This window comes from Providencia sp. PROV048, from assembly GCF_033688165.1.
Lineage (GTDB): Bacteria > Pseudomonadota > Gammaproteobacteria > Enterobacterales > Enterobacteriaceae > Providencia > Providencia hangzhouensis.
Map to the genome: position 1 here is coordinate 4,174,550 of NZ_CP096360.1, position 16,916 is coordinate 4,191,465.

Annotated in this window: 19 protein-coding genes and 1 pseudogene; 2 read left to right on the forward strand and 18 right to left on the reverse strand. The window is 41.9% G+C overall.

The window, feature by feature from the left end; translation table 11 throughout:
• Nucleotides 1–173: 173 nt before the first annotated feature.
• The 6 genes from M1F26_RS18805 to M1F26_RS18830 form a co-directional block, all read right to left on the reverse strand.
• Complete coding sequence (locus M1F26_RS18805; protein WP_102140623.1) at nucleotides 174–1,118, reverse strand: phosphatidate cytidylyltransferase; 945 nt, start codon at nucleotides 1,116–1,118, stop codon at nucleotides 174–176.
• The gene (locus tag M1F26_RS18810; protein ID WP_140172874.1) at nucleotides 1,115–1,756 is read right to left on the reverse strand and encodes a lysophospholipid acyltransferase family protein; all 642 of its coding nucleotides are present in this window, start codon (nucleotides 1,754–1,756) and stop codon (nucleotides 1,115–1,117) included. The genes M1F26_RS18805 and M1F26_RS18810 overlap by 4 nt, the downstream gene beginning before the upstream one ends.
• 237 nt (nucleotides 1,757–1,993) lie before the next feature.
• Nucleotides 1,994–2,746: a M48 family metalloprotease gene (locus tag M1F26_RS18815; protein WP_318837630.1), complete on the reverse strand. Its 753-nt coding sequence runs from the start codon at nucleotides 2,744–2,746 to the stop codon at nucleotides 1,994–1,996.
• A gap of 219 nt (nucleotides 2,747–2,965) precedes the next feature.
• The gene (locus M1F26_RS18820; protein WP_094961882.1) at nucleotides 2,966–3,547 is read right to left on the reverse strand and encodes a HutD family protein; all 582 of its coding nucleotides are present in this window, start codon (nucleotides 3,545–3,547) and stop codon (nucleotides 2,966–2,968) included.
• 82 nt (nucleotides 3,548–3,629) lie between these two features.
• Entirely contained in the window at nucleotides 3,630–3,914 is a 285-nt protein-coding gene (locus tag M1F26_RS18825) for an addiction module antidote protein (RefSeq protein ID WP_004265229.1), read from the reverse strand.
• Complete coding sequence (locus M1F26_RS18830) at nucleotides 3,911–4,213, reverse strand: type II toxin-antitoxin system RelE/ParE family toxin (RefSeq protein ID WP_140172875.1); 303 nt, start codon at nucleotides 4,211–4,213, stop codon at nucleotides 3,911–3,913. The genes M1F26_RS18825 and M1F26_RS18830 overlap by 4 nt, the downstream gene beginning before the upstream one ends.
• 307 nt (nucleotides 4,214–4,520) lie before the next feature.
• Between M1F26_RS18830 and M1F26_RS18835 the strand changes: the two genes are divergently transcribed.
• Nucleotides 4,521–5,252, forward strand: a complete 732-nt coding sequence (locus tag M1F26_RS18835; protein WP_272540059.1) for a hypothetical protein — start codon at nucleotides 4,521–4,523, stop codon at nucleotides 5,250–5,252.
• Nucleotides 5,253–5,284: 32 nt separating this feature from the next.
• Here M1F26_RS18835 and M1F26_RS18840 read toward each other — a convergent pair whose 3' ends face one another.
• From M1F26_RS18840 to M1F26_RS18875, 8 genes and pseudogenes are all read right to left on the reverse strand, one after another.
• Complete coding sequence (locus M1F26_RS18840) at nucleotides 5,285–5,503, reverse strand: ogr/Delta-like zinc finger family protein (protein WP_102140616.1); 219 nt, start codon at nucleotides 5,501–5,503, stop codon at nucleotides 5,285–5,287.
• A 71-nt stretch (nucleotides 5,504–5,574) separates the two neighbouring features.
• Nucleotides 5,575–6,672 (reverse strand): phage late control D family protein, encoded by a 1,098-nt coding sequence (locus M1F26_RS18845; protein ID WP_272540060.1) that lies wholly within the window; start codon nucleotides 6,670–6,672, stop codon nucleotides 5,575–5,577.
• Nucleotides 6,669–7,115: a phage tail protein gene (locus M1F26_RS18850; protein ID WP_102140831.1), complete on the reverse strand. Its 447-nt coding sequence runs from the start codon at nucleotides 7,113–7,115 to the stop codon at nucleotides 6,669–6,671. The genes M1F26_RS18845 and M1F26_RS18850 overlap by 4 nt, the downstream gene beginning before the upstream one ends.
• A gap of 2 nt (nucleotides 7,116–7,117) precedes the next feature.
• Nucleotides 7,118–9,816 (reverse strand): annotated as a pseudogene (locus tag M1F26_RS18855) (phage tail tape measure protein).
• The gene (locus M1F26_RS18860) at nucleotides 9,809–9,928 is read right to left on the reverse strand and encodes a GpE family phage tail protein (RefSeq protein WP_036962273.1); all 120 of its coding nucleotides are present in this window, start codon (nucleotides 9,926–9,928) and stop codon (nucleotides 9,809–9,811) included. Before M1F26_RS18860 ends, M1F26_RS18855 begins: the two are co-directional and overlap by 8 nt.
• A gap of 14 nt (nucleotides 9,929–9,942) precedes the next feature.
• Nucleotides 9,943–10,251, reverse strand: coding sequence for a phage tail assembly protein (locus tag M1F26_RS18865; RefSeq protein WP_036962040.1), 309 nt, complete (start codon nucleotides 10,249–10,251; stop codon nucleotides 9,943–9,945).
• Between the two features lie 9 nt (nucleotides 10,252–10,260).
• Nucleotides 10,261–10,776, reverse strand: coding sequence for a phage major tail tube protein (locus M1F26_RS18870; RefSeq protein WP_071548731.1), 516 nt, complete (start codon nucleotides 10,774–10,776; stop codon nucleotides 10,261–10,263).
• A 2-nt stretch (nucleotides 10,777–10,778) separates the two neighbouring features.
• A complete protein-coding gene (locus tag M1F26_RS18875) occupies nucleotides 10,779–11,951 on the reverse strand; it encodes a phage tail sheath protein (RefSeq protein ID WP_071548732.1) in 1,173 nt (390 codons plus the stop codon).
• A 202-nt stretch (nucleotides 11,952–12,153) separates the two neighbouring features.
• Here M1F26_RS18875 and M1F26_RS18880 point away from each other — a divergent pair, with 202 nt between their 5' ends.
• Nucleotides 12,154–13,089: an SEC-C metal-binding domain-containing protein gene (locus M1F26_RS18880; RefSeq protein WP_071548733.1), complete on the forward strand. Its 936-nt coding sequence runs from the start codon at nucleotides 12,154–12,156 to the stop codon at nucleotides 13,087–13,089.
• Nucleotides 13,090–13,233: 144 nt separating this feature from the next.
• On the opposite strand, the gene M1F26_RS18885 is transcribed toward M1F26_RS18880, so the two are convergent.
• From M1F26_RS18885 to M1F26_RS18900, 4 genes are read right to left on the reverse strand one after another with little or no spacing between them, the layout of a single operon-like run.
• Nucleotides 13,234–13,878 (reverse strand): tail fiber assembly protein, encoded by a 645-nt coding sequence (locus tag M1F26_RS18885; protein WP_071548734.1) that lies wholly within the window; start codon nucleotides 13,876–13,878, stop codon nucleotides 13,234–13,236.
• Complete coding sequence (locus M1F26_RS18890) at nucleotides 13,875–15,404, reverse strand: phage tail protein (protein ID WP_272540062.1); 1,530 nt, start codon at nucleotides 15,402–15,404, stop codon at nucleotides 13,875–13,877. The genes M1F26_RS18885 and M1F26_RS18890 overlap by 4 nt, the downstream gene beginning before the upstream one ends.
• Nucleotides 15,401–16,012 carry a phage tail protein I gene (locus M1F26_RS18895; protein ID WP_048606836.1) on the reverse strand — a complete coding sequence of 204 codons (612 nt, stop codon included), beginning with the start codon at nucleotides 16,010–16,012 and terminating at the stop codon, nucleotides 15,401–15,403. The genes M1F26_RS18890 and M1F26_RS18895 overlap by 4 nt, the downstream gene beginning before the upstream one ends.
• On the reverse strand, nucleotides 16,005–16,916 hold the full coding sequence (locus M1F26_RS18900; RefSeq protein WP_071548735.1) for a baseplate J/gp47 family protein: 912 nt from the start codon (nucleotides 16,914–16,916) through the stop codon (nucleotides 16,005–16,007). Before M1F26_RS18900 ends, M1F26_RS18895 begins: the two co-directional genes overlap by 8 nt.

Here is a 16,916-nt window from a genome sequence, read left to right on the forward strand (position 1 = left end):
AAGCCCTAGAGTACCAACTAAAGCGAATTACCCTAGTTGAATCTTAGTTTGAAATAAAAATTAAGTATTAATGATAACACTTAAATTCCTTCGATGCTGTACCTATAAAACAAAAGAAAAGCACCATTTTGGTGCTCTTTTGATTAACGAACAAAAACGAAAATAAAATGGGATTATGTATAGTAATAACGCGTTAAATGGAAAAAAATAGGCGCAGCAAAACACAATGAGTCAATGCGATCCAGCATGCCCCCATGTCCTTCAATAATCGCCCCAAAATCTTTAATGCCACTATCACGCTTAATGGCTGACATACATAACCCTCCCACAAACCCCATAATGGTAATCGCTAATGACATCAGTCCCGCAACCCACCAGCTAAACGGGGTTACCCAGTAAAGACAAACACCAATGAGTACCGAAGATAATACTCCGCCAATAAAACCTTCAATTGTCTTATTTGGGCTCAACTTAGGCACAATAGGCCGCTTACCCATTAACTTGCCAAAAACATACTGCAACACATCTGAAATTTGCGTCACAATAATCAAGAAAAGTAATAATTTTACGTTTTCGCCTTCATAGCCTTGAATATTCAACATCAATAACGCAGGGACGTGGCTTAAACAAAAAACAGCCACCAACATTCCCCACTGAATTTTTGCAGTGCGTTCAAGAAAATGAAAGGTATCTCCAGCTAAAGCAATACGGGTAGGCAAGAAAAGGAATACAAAAACAGGTACGAAAATTGAAAATAACCCATACCATTCAATACCTACCAACACATATTGCAATGGAATAAAAACAAAGAAGCACCAAAATAATGCCTCATGGTCACTTCGCCGTGTTGGCGTTAAGGTAATAAACTCTCTGAGTGCAAAGAACGATATCAGTGCGAATAAGATCACGACACCTATATTGCCAAGCACCACAGCAAGTACACAAATAATGCACATAACCCACCATGCGCGGATACGAGCATTCAAATTATCAATGGTTGGGTTACTTTTTTCACCTGAATAACGATATGCAAGAATACCACCAATAACACTAGCAAATACTAGTATCCCAAACACACCTGACAACAATAATACTAATTCCCTGTCCCCAATATTCATGGCATTAGCTCCTCAAGTGCTTCTTTGGCTCGCTGCAAAAAGTCGATTTTATTTTCATTCTCCATAATAGGCTCCAGAGGCTTACCAACGATAGCTGAGCAAATCACAGGCACAACAAGCTTTGACCCCTTCGGTAATACACGATTTAAATTTTCCAAATAGACTGGAACAACTTCAACATCAGGGTATTTTTTCGCGAGATGGTAGAGCCCACTTTTAAATTGACTTAGCGTTTCCCCATCTCCACGCGTACCCTCAGGAAAAAATATTAATGAATGCTTTGACTCTAATACTGATTCTAAAGGAGCTAATGTATTATTTTGTGCAGGCTTATCGCCTTTTCTATCGACTAATACAGCGCGAAAAACCTTATTAACTAAATAACGCCGAAATGGTGTCTTAACCCAATAATCTTTAGCGGCAACAGGGTGAACAAAATGGCGCATTAACGGCGGCAACCCAGACCAAATAACCAAACCATCAAGATGGCTTGAATGATTGGCATAATAAATACGTGTGGTCATTGAAGGTTGGCACCCTACCCAACGAGTGCGAACACCCGTTAATAAACGGCAGGTTCCCGATAACAGCATGCCCATTCCCTTAGCTAAAAGAGAAATTCTCTGCACTTTTTCCATCTTTTTTCCTTGCTAACGTTTTATCAAACGAAAATTTGCAAAATTACGAAAAGACCTGAATATCGTTTAATTAACAAGATAGAGAGTCGGTTACAGGAGCACAACGGGATAAGTTCTGATTTGCAATATAAGAAAAGTAATATTGAGATAAATAGCAGGAAATACGTGATTGGTGTAGCAATATATCATCATATTACTACACCAAAATAACACTCAACTAACGTCAATAATTAAATATTATTTTTTGTCAGCGGCAATACGGTCACGGATGTTTTGTGCACGTTCGCTTGATGGTGTGTGAGAGTCAAACATGCTTGTCTCGCCGCTACCCATTTTCGCTAATTTTTCAAAACCAGTGACTAAACCGTCAGTTTTAACACCACGTTTTTTTAGTAAGTCATAAGAGAAGTTATCTGCTTCGCTTTCTTGGTGTTGAGAAAACTGTGAGTTAATCAGTTTTTCACCCAGAGCTGCAACTTGTGATGCACTCAGTTGTTCTACAACGCCACCCGCTGATGCTGCGGCAGTACGCGCAGCAACTGCCGCATAAGCAACTTGCATTGCTTTACGTGTATGACCTAATGCAACGTGGCCCATTTCATGACCCAGAACGCCTTCAACTTCGTTATCGTTCATCACATCCATCAGGCCGCTATATACACGCACACAACCATTTGCCATTGCCCATGCGTTGACATCGCTAGTCAGATAAACTTTATAGTTTACTGGAGTACCATCAACTTCGTTACCCAGCGCTTTTGCAATTTTGTCTAAGCGTTTCGCATACTTGCTAGACGCTGGAGCAATTTTGTTTTGCGCATCCATTTCTTTACAAGATTGGTCACTTAATTGTTTAACATCAGAGTCAGTCAGTGTCGCAGCTTGGAATAATTGCATGCCTGAGTTAGTCAACATCCCTTGGTCTAAATTTTTACAACCCGTTAAAATGACAGCAGAAACAGCAACTGCCACAAGCGCTTTCATCTTCATAGAACATTTTCCTTTAGTATATAGGTATTATTTTTTAACAACGCTAAAGACTATAAATTCTGCGAAAAATAACAATAGGAATAAAGCCATAATTATCTAATATATGAATTTGATAACGTTTTGACTAAAATTGCAAAATAGACAGAATATTATTCCAATAATAAGTACTATATAAGCTTCATACAAATAGTACTTAAATTTAGAGTGAAAAAATTCTAACTATTTAATAAATAACTCAATAATGCAAAAATCATTTTCTGTATTTTGCTCAATAGTAAATTGTAGATTCTCTCGATTTTCTTTGATTAGTAGAGTCTCGAATGGTTTTAAATAAAAGCAATCTGAATTAATAGTCACCCCCAAATTAGGGGTAATATTAAAAATTAAGATCTCACTTGCTCCACTGACCCAAGAGTTAATAAGCGCAGTATTCACCCATTGTAAACGGGCTTGATATTTTTCAGGATTATAGATGACATTAAAATCACGAATTGCACCTTGGATAAGCTCCGCATAAACCTCACTTTCCCCATTAAAAGCAAAAAACTCTTTTTGCTTTAACGTCACCGCAGGGTTCTTATCCACATGTAAAATAAATCCTTCCCCTTCCAATACTCCAATAATACGTTGTCGATTTTGGAAAAACGAAAATGCTCCCGCCGCTTTAACATCTGCAATAGACACTCGCCAATCAAAATCATCTAAACCTTCACCATGACTGCGTGCCAATTCAAGTGTCGACCCTTGGCCATTTTTCCAAGGCATATTGCGATAATCTTGCGTCGTTAATATCTGAGTCATAAAGTGAACCCTACTTTGGTGGATACGTTATTTTTATAGTGAGCTTAGCTAATGGCTAGCCTAATCATAGATAAGCTATTTTTTAGATACTCTTAAACTGTAGCTTTAATCCGAGAGAATTAACGATTTTTATAATCGTCATAAATGTTGGATTTCCCTGTCCTGATAGCGCCTTATATAAACCTTCACGACTCATTCCAACTTCTTTAGCTAATTGGCTCATATTTCTTGCCTTCGCAATATCACCAAGTGCAGCGAGAACTAGACTAGGGTCACCTTCTTCTAGAATTTCGTTTAGATACATTTGTATTTCTTCTTCACTGTTTAAATACTCAGCGATATCAAATTCTTTTAATTTAGTATTCATAGTTCCCCCTCAACTTCACCAAAAAGAAGTTTAGCTTTATGGATATCCTTCTGCTGCGTTGCCTTTGTCCCACCACAAAGTAAAATTACAATAACATTATTTTTCTGCTTTAGATAAACACGATACCCTTGTCCTTCATGTACCCTCAGTTCCGAAAAGCCATCACCAATGGGTTGAACATCACCATAATTTCCATTTTTTAACCACCTAATTCTCATTAGAATTTTAGTTTTAGCTCGAATATCTCTAAGGTTTTTAATCCAACTATCAAAACATTCCGTTGTTAGAACCGTGATCATAAGACTGCTCCTTGTCTTTATGTTTTTATCTTAGCAATCTTCGTTTAGTTGTCAACTATAGTTAACAAACATGAATAAAAGACTAGTTTAGAAATAAAAAAAAGCCCCTAAAAGGGGCTATAAAAGACAGGGATGGTGTTCATTATTAAACCATAACTTATTGTTATTTAATGTTTTATAATTCACACTGTCCACGTTCCGTCCACATCGACCATTATTGACCCATCAGCCCCTCAAAATGAGGGGCTTTACTTATCATTCAAACCAGAATCTAATTTAAGCACGTCACTCACTAAAAGGAGAATTCATGGATAACTTATTTTTTATACTGACTCTTATAGCTTTAATTGCTTTTATTCTGGGGTTAATAAAGCCTAAACTTGTGCTTATGCCTAATAGGATGAAATCCTCACTTGTTTATTCCATAGCTATCCTTGTTCTACTTTCTTTATTCATTGTTTTTGCCGAGCCGTCACAAACCCAAGAGCAAGCAAAAAGCAGCCCACAAACTGAAGAACAAAAACAGCCACAAAAAAATAGTTACTTATCTAGTGACCAAGAATGCACGAAAGACAATAAAATTTATGCAACCGCAAAAGATGCTATGGAATATTTCAGTGATTATTACCCTGAAAATAACACACTCGAAATTATTAGTGAGTCACCGCTAAAAATTAGATTATCTCCGCAAGCTGTTAGTAATGATATTGTTGATGTAAAAGAGTTATTAACTAAGCGCGCTGTTGTCTATGGTGTTTACCGTGCTTTGATTAATACACCTAACGATAAAGTTACAGTAACATCCTACTTGGTAGATTTTGACGGTAAAAAGCTGAAAGACTCACCAGAATATACAACAACTATCACTAAACCACAGGCATTAGAGATCATTAACAAATATATTCCGGTTAATAATTTGAGTGAACTAACCGATGATGGTTGCTCTTTTACTTCGCAATTCAATGAATTACGATTTGATGATAGCGGTAAAAAAGGCTTTGATACCTTTTTCAATGAATTGATTAGTGTTTCTAAGTAATATTTAGCCCCTCAATTGAGGGGCTTTGATTTCTATAATGCTAAAGACGGTTGTTGGTATTTGTTGGGATGCGGCTCAACAACATTAATATGTGCGGGTTTAACAACAATTTTGGTCACTGATTCGTGACTGACAAATGTGCAACCGCAATTAATATTTTGGCACTGGTTATAGCGTTCTTTGGTTTCAGATGAAACTTGATAGGAACTGCGAGTGTGTGCAGCGTGACCGCATTCAGGACAATTCATCATGATTATGTATCCTTTGTCATGATGTTGATGTTATGTAAATTATATCATGTATATCCATACAGTCTAAAAAATTATTCATCAGCCATATCTAAATCTGAAATCTTTACCTCTAACTCTAATGCGGTTGTAAAACCACTGTCATTCAGTGAATGAACGACTCGCGTTAATGTCCATTCCGCGTTATCAATCTCTGGTTTAAATCCGCTGACGGTGACAGGCATTTCAGGATAGAGATCTGCACGGCCAACCGCGAGTTGAATCGAAAATGACGCTACACCACGTTGGATTTTTTCCCAGTTGGCTTTTGCGGCTCGGGCGGCGTTTTCTTTAGTCGCGTAAGTATGGGAAAGCGTCAGGACGTTCCCTTGTTCGCCGGCTAAATATTCCCCCTGTTTTTCTTTCGGTTTGGCGGGTTTTGCAGGTTGTTTGCTTTTTCGCTTACGCTTTACCGTCACTGCTTTTTTCTTTTTCGGCTCACGTGTATCAAGCCAGTTAGCAATAACACCGGTATATGCACCACGATCGGCCAGTGAAAAACGGTGTCCATCACCGACTGAGCGAGTAATGTGCATAGTTTGAATGGGCTGACCACTGGCGGTTAAGCCTTTGCCTTGTTTCATAAACAGTAAATTCCCGTTTTTAACCGCGACGATTGCCCCCTCGGATTTCGCCACTCGCGTTAAAAATGAGCCGTCCGATTCGTTGGTTTGGTCGATATGAGCGAGTTTAATTTTATCTAACTTTTCATCAATAACCGCCTTTAACTTATTGCGCTCCGCCAAGGTGCGTACAATATCGCCCAACGATTTTTGATGGTAAGACTGCTCACGCTTGACGTTTAAAGTGTCGCGAAAGTCCGCACTACGACCACGGATCGTGAGCTTATCTGGCACGCCGCTATGTTCAACCTCATCAACCGTAAACGTCCCCTTGTAGATCAGCGGTTCGTTTTTCCAACCAAGATGCAATGATAAGGTTTCTCCACGTTTAGGTAAGGCGAGTTTTCCGTCGCTGTCATCTAATTCAATATCTAATTGGTCAGCTTCAAAGCCGCGGTTATCAGTCATGGTTAATGACATTAAACGCCCCTGAATCAGGCTATTAATATTTTCACCGCCTGCCGCGAGCGCAAAAGCAGGGGTTAGTTCATCTTTGGTTAAAAAACTCATAGCGGTAAGGCTCCGCGAATATCATTGAGTTGCTGACCTAGATCGCCAAACATTTGAGACAGTGATTCATCAGTGCGTTTTAATTTCAGCGTAAAATCAATTTTTCTGGCTGAGCCATCATCAAAAAAAATACTTTTCGATTGGGTGATTTCTTCAATCACAAACATACCGTAAATGGTGCCTGAGCCATCGATCAGCGACCATGCTTTTCCCGTTTCTGCCATTTGCTCTAATACCAGTAATGACAGCCTGCCGCCAGTCAGTGACGGAAATAATGAGCCGCTTAATGTGATATCGTCATTATCAAGGCCGATAAATTGAACTGCGGGGCGTTTGCCGACACGATTATTCACCCCATAACGGTATTTTTGGTTAATTTGCATCATTTGGTAAGGCGTTGTATTTAATTGAAAGACAAACAAGCCCAGTGCTGCCATTGCCATAATTAATCGTCCTCGCTGTCTTGATACCGACTCAGTCGTCTTGCCTGTTCACGCCGTTGGTTTTGCTCTAATTGTCTAGCAACTTCTCTTGCAATATCGCTTGCTGACTGATTCGGTAATGGGTAAACATTGATAATGACCGGTGCAGTATTTGCCGCATGATTGCTTTGGTTTATGGTTGTTGGCGCGGATTGATAGCTATTTGCGGGTAAAGCATAAGGATGGATGGGTTTTGCTGTCGCTGTCATAGAGCCGATGGTTAATGCCGCCGCAGCCAGTGCAGCGGTTTTTCTCCGGCTAGTGATATGAGCTGGCCCATCAACAAGCTCGGGTCCATATTCCCCCACAATGCCAAATTGTCCACGGGGGATAAATCCGCCATTGTCGAACATGCCCGCACTCTTCATGCCAGCTTGAATAACGGTCACTTGTGACATGGCGCGCACCGCTTTGGTTTCATCCGAAAGCATCCAATCGGGCAATATGTTTGTAGCCATTTGCTTAAGTTCGGCAAATTGGGCTTTCAGTGATTCCCACTTTTCCAGAATGCCGTTTTTCAGGCTATCAATGATCTCACCGCCAATTTGTTTAAAGCGTTCCGGTAAACCTTTAACATCCGCGACAATCTGCTCCCACTTATCAGAAATGGCTTTCTTCACCAATGCCCACATACGAGAAGTGATAGCGACAATCTCATCCCAGTGCTGATAAACCAGCCCGACAAGCCCCCAATTCAGCACATAGGATTTAACCCCCTCCCAGAATTGGGAAAATATCTCTGTGACTCTGTTCCATAATTTTTTAGCGTACGGAACGATATCATCCCAATATTTATAAATCAGGTAAGCTGCGCCAGCGATAGCCGTGATAATTAAGATAATCGGGTTAGCTAATAGCGCACGGCCTAGCATCATAAATGCCGTTCCAATTAACTTAATAGGCTTAATCAGTAATGATAGAAAGCCGCTGCCTTTGATACCTAATACGGACAGACTTAATTTCGCCATGGCGAGTGGGCCAATTAATGCCGCAATCATCAATGTGATACCGCCACCAACGGCCAGCACCGCACCTAATCCCAACGTGATCATGGTGATTTGTTTGACCAGTTCAGGGTTTTTCTTTGCCCATTGGCCAAACTTCGAAATGAGATCAGTGACTCGTTTAGTGATATCCCGCAAAGGGCTATCCGCACCACCAAAAACTTGTATCCCCACATCTTCATAAGCCGAGGTTAAGTTTTTTAAGTCGCCATCAAGGTTATCTGTCATGGTTTTGGCGACTTTTTCCGCTTCCCCTTTAGCGGCTTTGATTTCAGCAATCATGGCTTGCAACTGACCGGAGCCAGCTTGGTCAACCAATACAGAGAGGGCAGAAAATGCCTCTTCACCGGCAATATGTTTAAACAGTCCGGCGCGCTCAGCCGTACCCATTTTTTTAGTTTTTTTGTCTAGTTCGGCCAGTATGTCGGTAAATTGGCGCAAATTACCTTTGGCATCACGGGTTTTAATTTTCAATTTATCAAGGGCTTCACCAGCCATTTTCGGCGGCTCTGCCAAGCGCCCTAAAATAGAGCGTAAGCCTGTACCGGCCATACTGCCTTGAATACCCGCATCACCGAGTTTACCGGCGGCAACGGCGGCGGTTTCTAAATCGACACCGAGCCCCGAAGCAACCGGTGCAACATATTTCATTGTGTCGCCAAGCATAGTGAGGTTGGTATTAGACCGCGTAAACGTGCGACAAGTGCATCACTGACACGGTTCATTTCATTAGAATTCAGCTTAAAGCCGGTCAAGATGTTGGAACCAATATCAGCCGTGGTGGCCAAGTCGATATCACCGGCCAATGACATGGATAAAGTACCGGACATGGCATTTTTAATTTGCTCTGGCTTAAAACCAGCCATGGCATAGAACGCTTGGCCTTGTGCAACTTCATTAGCGGTAAATGCGGTTGTTGCTCCAAGGTCTCGCGCTTGCTCCCTTAACATCTTGTAGTCGTCGGAATTTTTATCAAGGCGGGTTAATGCTTGCACTTTCGACATGCCGATTTCAAAATCATAGCCTGGTACTAAGACTTTTTTAGCCGCATAACCTAGCCCCACACCGGATGCAAGCATACCCGCGCCGCTACCGGCCATTTTATTACGTACTCCCATGGCATTTTGATAGCTATTTTTTGCCGCAGACATTCGCTTTTCTTGGTTGGCTACCCGCTTTAGTTGCTGCTCTTGTTGCTGTAATCGCCGGCTTGTGCTGGCAATATCGCTATTTAATTTGACTTGCGCTTGGCTCAATTGGCGCGTTGAAATCCCACTACCTTTTAACGCTTCCCGTTGGCGCTGCAATGAGGCACTCAGTGTGCCGGTTTCAGCTTTGAGTTTTGCAGCAGCCGCTTTTGCGCGGTCAAGCTCCCGTGATTGGGCCCTCGTGGGATTTTGAACGCTGGATAATTCACGTGCGAGCCGGCTAACTTTGGCGGTGGCTTGTTGGTAGGCATTATTTGCTGCATCAAGGGATTGCTTGGTTTTCTTAAACCCGTCAATTTGCTTGGCTTGGTTGTTGAGCTCTTTGAGTTGTTGTTTAGATTGGCGGAGGGTTTCCGCCAGTTTTTTATTCGACGCTTGGGCGCTCTTAAACGGTTTCGTGAATTTATCAACGGCGCTTAAAATCACCTGTAAACGTAAATCTTTACTCATCTTCTACACCGCTACGTTTAAGGGCGTGATAACGCCATTCTAATAATTCGGTTAGGGAAAATTCATCGGTGACAGCGGGTGACCAGTGAAAAATAGTGGCAATATCTGCCACTAAGTCATTGACGGTTAATCGTTCTGGAAATCCATAGTCACCGACTTCGGTAACAAAAAAAGCACAAGCTCTTTGGTTAAATTCAGCATATCCGCAGGGTTCATCATGATTAATTCGGGTTTCGTCAATGCCGGTGCGGTGACGCGGGGTAATACCAACATCGCCGAATCCACATCCATTTCCATCAGTGCGGCTAAACGAACACCACGCAATGCACCAGAATTGGGTTTACGTACCACAATCTCTGTTACCGTGGTTGTTCCACGCGTAATGGGTTCATCTAGCGTGACGGTGATTTGATTTTTTTCTACTGGTTCAGTCATTTACTTTTCCTATAAACCTAATGCGGCGCGTTGTTCTTCTAAGCGGTCAATACCATCAACTTTTTCAATCATATTGAGTAAATCAATCTCAATGAGTGTTTCACCATCCCAAATCAGTTTGTAATACGTGGCATTAAAAGGCGCTTTGACTTGGGTGTTTTCACCGGCCTTGCCATTACCGGAGTCAATTTCACTGAATCGACCACGTAACACGACCTCAACGGCGGTGTATTCTTTAGTATCTTGGCGTTGATAAGCACAATTAAGGCGCAACATCACGCCATCAATTTGAGTGATCCCCCACTGCTTATAGAGCTGGGCTTCTAAGCCTCCAAACGTTAACTCAGCTGAGAGAGCATCATCTTCTAACCCCATATCAATTTTGACGCCACCATTCATGCCGCCGCCGCGATAGGTTTCAAATTTACGGGTGATTTTCGGTAGCGTGATTTCTTCAATACGCCCCATATAGTTTTCACCCTCATTGAACAGATTTAAATCTTTAAGTTTGCGTGGTAAGGCCATGATTACCCCTTAATTTTTGAGCCAAAATCCAATAAATAGCGGTCGGTGATACGCTGACGCAACAGTAAGTTTTCCAGTGGGGGTACGGCTGTATAGTCATAATCAATGTATAACTTGCCGCTTTTCAGCTCTTCTTTGGTGTTAACGTCTGGATCGAACCAACATTCACCGCCTAACAAATAGCCTTGCGTTGTCATGCTGCGCAGTTTTGCATTGATGCTTTCGATAATGTCACGAGCCAGTGAGGGATTGAGCGTACCGTCAATTGACCAGTCCAATCCCTCGGCGATGGTGTCGGATAACACCTGTGCGGTGCGGGTGTAGGACTCAAAGGCAAACAACGGGTCATCAGAGCAAGTACGGGAGCCCCAAAACTTGAAGCCGTTATTGCGAATTAGCGTGGTGATATCGTTTTCGTTAAGTAAGCCGGCATCGGTGGCAGGGTCTTGTAAATCCCATGACACATCGGCAGAAATGCCCGTGACACCATTAACACCCACGTTAGACAAGGTTTTATGCCAGCCAATTTCATTATCAATCTTGGCACGCAAACCCAAGGCACACGCGGTGGCGTAGATATTACTCTCTGCATTCGCGACGGTATCCCAACTTTGGAATTCAGGCCAAATCAACATTAATTCACGTTGATTAAAGTTTTTACGGTAATCAATGGCATCTGAAATAGTTTTACTGCCATAGGCGCTAATATAAGCCATGGCACGCATTTTTTGCGCGATACCGGCGAGTGTTGATGAAACCGCCTGTGTATCATGAGCTGGTACGGCTAGAATACGAGGCTTAACACCTAAACGGCCTTGCGCCACGGTTAATGCCTGCAAGCCAGTTTTACGGCCATCGGGCGTGGTGCCACCAATAATATTGGATGTGGTTTCTGCTTCGCTTTCCCCTTGTTCAACACGTACAACCACGGTAACCGGTTTTGATTGGTTACCGATAGCATCCAATGAGCGTGCAAGCGTGCCAGTTTCGCCGGCTTTACCTGCCGCATTTTTCACATCTGTAATTAAAACAGGGGTATTGAGTGGAAAGGCTTTTGTGTCTGCATCATCAGCAGTACACACCATTCCGACAATGGCGGTGTTGATGGTGCGAATAGGTCGCGTGCCTTCATTGAGTTCAATCACTCGCACGCCGTGGTGATAATCTTGAGCCATTACTAGCGTCCTCTATTTTGCAATAGCTCAATTTTGGGTTGGGGTTAATGTAAATGCACGGAATGGGGATTGTGTGAGGGATGAAACAAAGCCGATATAATTAGATATCTTGCAATAAAAGTACATAAAATGAATTCAATGCTATGTTGTAATATACATTTATATAAGTAGCGCAGGAATCAGAATTTTTAAGGAAAGTAGCGTGAGAAAAAACAAATATGGATTGACAGATACTATTCCAGCAGCCATTAAGAGAGAAGTGAGGCAACGATGTGGGTTTGGGTGTGTAAATTGTGGAAATGCAGTCTATCAATATGAGCACTTAGAACCCACATTCGCTGAAGCTATAGAACATAATCCTGAACATATAGTTCTATTATGTGGGGGCTGTCATGATAGAGTAACTAGAAAAATCCTTTCAAAAGAAACTATAAAACTTCGCTCTATTAAGCCTATTTGTAGACAACAAGGTTTTTCATTTGGCCCATTCGATTTAGGATTAGTAGAGCCTACTATCAAAATAGGTACTTTAATATGTAAAAATGTGGAGTCTTTAATTGAAATTGACGGGGAATCAATTTTTACTATTAAAACACCTGAATGTGAAGGTGCTCCCTTTCGGATAAATGCATTTATTGCAGATAGAAATGGGCATGAAATTTTAAAAATAATTGATAATGAGTGGATTACAACGACTTCAAATTGGGATGTTGAAGTCGTTGGTCAAAAAATAACAATTAGGAAACAACGTGGGGATATTACGTTAATATTACGTACGGAAGCCCCTCACAGTTTAATTGTTGAAAAACTAGAGATGACCCATCGTGGTAGTAAAATAAAGTGTAATGAAAACGAAGATTTACAAATAAACACCAAAAATGGTCAATGTTTGACATCATCGGCTATGAATATAAGTGATTGCCAAGTTGGTATCCAGATTACCAATAATTCACTAGCAATAGGAGTCGGTGGCGGCAGTGTTTATATTGGTCGTATGGTATTAAACCAATCACCATCTCTTAATCATATATCATCTTATTTTAAATATAATCATTTAATGCGGAATAAAATTGGTAGAAATGATAGTTGCCCATGTAACAGTGGCCTTAAATATAAAAAGTGCTGCGGTAAAAAATAGAAACTGTAACTTATTACATTTTTAATAGGTTATGCTGAATATTCGGATATTGGCGGGAGCAGTTATCAAATGTTGATATGAGTGATTCTCTGTGTACACTTTAATAGCAAAGCCCCGTTAATTGGGGCTCAGAGTAGATTAATGTTATTCGGGTTTTTCAGGCCAATCAATATCTGGTGCTAGCGAAGTATCAACACGGTTTAACAAGACACGGTATGTTTTCCACGCTGTTAATTGTGATTTCTCTTCGTCAGTTGCCATGCCCAAATCTACAGCATCTTGTAATGGTGCAATTGCATTATTCGCCTCTACTAAAAGTGATTGTTTTTTCTGTTCAGCTTCTGAGATTAATTGCTCTTTTGAAACAGGAGGATTCAAATACGCATTAACTTCTTTTTCTGTCATTTTTTTCATTACGCTGATATTTTCGCGTACTTCAAAAAAAACAGGCAAAATAGCGTCATATTCTGTTCTCAAAGGTTGGTATTCGGACTCAATTGGAGCAAATATTGCCATTGCTTGATTATAGGTTTCTATCGCGTTATCAACATCATTTGTTAGCGTTAAAATGACATCCTCAGACTCTTCATTCTCTACAGCATTATTAAGTTGGGTTTTCAATTGCTCAAGCGTATTCGATGCATCATAGACATTATTACGGGCTGCGATGTATTGTGGCTCAATATCTTGAATGAGCTGTTCCAGTTGCCCCATTCTAGCAACTGTAGCAAGCTGCTGCTCATCATACGCATAGACTTGACCATTTTTTTTATCTCTGTAGTGATTCATGATAATTCGCTCCATACTGCAATGACTGCCGTACTTTCAACAAGATATTTACTTCCCGGTGGCACGATAAATGATACTCCACGATTGATTGAGTAGATTTTAATCCCCCCAAGAATTGCAACCGTGACATTATCAACAGCAATTTTTGCTGAATTATCACCTTCGCCTTGCCCCGTCAATACCACTAAAATTGGTTTGTTAGACGTATTTGTATAAGACACACCAACACTTCGTGAACTTGTGAGATTTTTCCACGTTTGGTTAATTCCAATTGTCTGCTCGACAAGCGCAATTGTTCCACCTGTCATAGGTACTTCGACTGTACCACCGTAGTTACCATTCACACGCTTTCTTAGTCCAAACCTGCCGCCCCATGTAACAAGTGACAGTAAATCACTGCCTACACCGTCACTTGTTATGTACATAGCGCTGTTTGCGGTCAATGGGCCTTTAACAACCTGTTCATATGTTGCCGTCTTATCGACATAATCACCTTTCGGCTGGTAGCTCCCTGCGGGTTGATAATTTCCTTTAGGTTGAAACTTATCATCAGCTTGCTGGGTACTATACACGCCTAATTCGGCAGCTGTTGGGGGGTTTAGCTTTGTGTAATCTTCATCCCATTTATCCGCCCACGTTTTATTTCCACCGTTGTAGCGTCTTGTATACGTCTTTTTATCGTACCAATCTGTATAAACTTGCTTAACGCTTGTTGAGCCCGTTCTTACAACCTCAAGCGAGCCTGCGGAACTATTCGGTGGGTAGTTTTTTGCATTTGCACCAGGATTACTCGAAGCTTGGTAAAACAAACCTGCATTTGTGTAATCATTTAAATCTGCATTCTGTGGTATTGCTTCAGCTCTAGCGAAGATAGTTTGAGATGTGATATTTTGAAGGTCTGCTTTTGTCGGTAATTTTCCAATCTCAGTCGTAAGCAAATTCAGGCTAGGCACTTTGTCGTTATCATTGCCTTTAACACCTGAAATATTCGCTTTATCGAATTTTTTATTTAAATCCAGTTTGGTTTGTGCTGATAGTGCATCAATTTTTTTGTCCAGCACGGTGATTTCAGTATTCACATATTCACGAGTTGCCAGAACAACTGACGGATCAATTTTTAATGTGACGGATTCAGTGTGGCTGACAATCAATACCATTCGAATAGATTGCGTACGGCCTGAGCCCTCCGCTAATTGTGGCTTGTACGTTTCGGGGCAGTTTGCTACCGCAATTAAATTGCCGGCTTTATCAAATAACCCAATCTCACGTATCCACCAACCGCCATCCTGTTCAGGAATAATTTGTTCAGCAATGATTTGATTTTTATTTTTATCATCAATAAATAATGTGTTAATGGCGGCTCTGCGTTTTTCAGCAATTAATTTAGTTTGATTGGTGTCCGGCGTTGGCAAACTCTCGCCACCATCGCCCACTGCCATATGTGTTAATTCAAGTTTTGTGCCTAGCGCTGTCGCTTGGGCTAATAAGTTCTCACCTAATTTTGTGAGTAAGGCGAAGTATTTCATTGTGGATTAATCCTCATTTCATCAATTAAGTGAATAGCCGCGCCTTGAACATCAAGGCCAGAAACAGAAATTAAAGGCGGTGTATACGCGTAAACAGTCAATGAATCACCGGTGTAACTGGATGCCGCACAATAGAATTCACCGCGGGTTTCTAGTTGAATAGTGAGCCCGACTAAATGACGGCTCGCCGGTTTTGCATCAAAAATCAATGCTTCTAACTCTTGATACATTTCCTCGGTGATACCCGTTTCAAGAACCCCGATATCAAGGCGAAACGTGCCGGCGGTTTCGTTGGTTTTCCACCATTCAATCACGCGGATTAAATAACCCAATGGCTCAACCACACGGCGCAATGCACCAATCGTGCCCTTGTGTTTATGAATAAACATGGCGGCTTTCACGGCATCCCGCTTGGCTTTCTCCGTCCAGTTTTTATCCCATCGGTCAACACTAAACGCCCACGCCAGATACGGCAGCAAATGCACGGGGCATTTATCAGGGTTCCAAAGTTCACGAATAGGAATAGGCACGCGCTCAATTTGTGCCAGTGACTCAGCCGCCGCTAGCTCTAACGGTGATGAGCCGACAGGTAATAAACGATTATTCATCTGAGCCCCCTAGTGCCACGTTAATTTGTGTGCAGAAGCTGGCCCGTGTTTTATCTAGCTTGATATCCGCTACCGGCTTTTTCAGTTTCACGCGTTGCACACCTTGCACATGCAGCGCGGCATAAATAGCACTGAGCACTATGTCACGGCCTAACCGGTGCTGCTGTGTCGCATAGCGTTTCACTTGTTCCTCTGCCGCCGCCATAATCGGCTCGTATTCAGGTGAGGGATAACAGTAAATCACTGCGTCTATTTCATAGTTAACGATGGTTGCTGATTGCACAGTCACACGGTCAGCCACTGGCCTTACATCCTCATCGTTTAAGGCAATATCGACTTTCTCAATTAAATCAGCCGGTGCGCTGCCGTTCCCCTCGCGGGATAAAACAGTAACCGTGACATGAGCCGGTAATGGGCTAATCACAGAAGCGTCAGAAATCCGACCATCGGCAGACCGTGCATGATATTCATAACTGCCAATCGGGCCAGCTACGCTTAACGCTTCGAAAGCGGCGGGTATACGCATGCGTAAATTGGAATCGGACTCATACACCGGTGCAATGGGTGGGATAGCGTTTTCATCGCCGGCTGATAACATCAGGCGTTTAACATTATTATTAGCCGCGAGTTGGTCAAGGTCGGCACCGGTGGCAAAGGCCACCATACTTGCGCGAGCCGCTTCATTAACGCGCTGACGTAAAATCAATTCACGGTAGCAGCTCTCTTGCAATAATTTGGTTAACGGCTCAGATTCCAATTCTAAGGTGCGAGTGATGGCTTCCCGTTGTTCTGCTGGCATCGCACCAATTAGTGCGGCTTTGCGCTCGGCAAAGAACACTTCAAAATCTAACGTTTCGACCACATCCGGTGCGGGTAATAAACTTAAATCAATACTGGCTGCCAT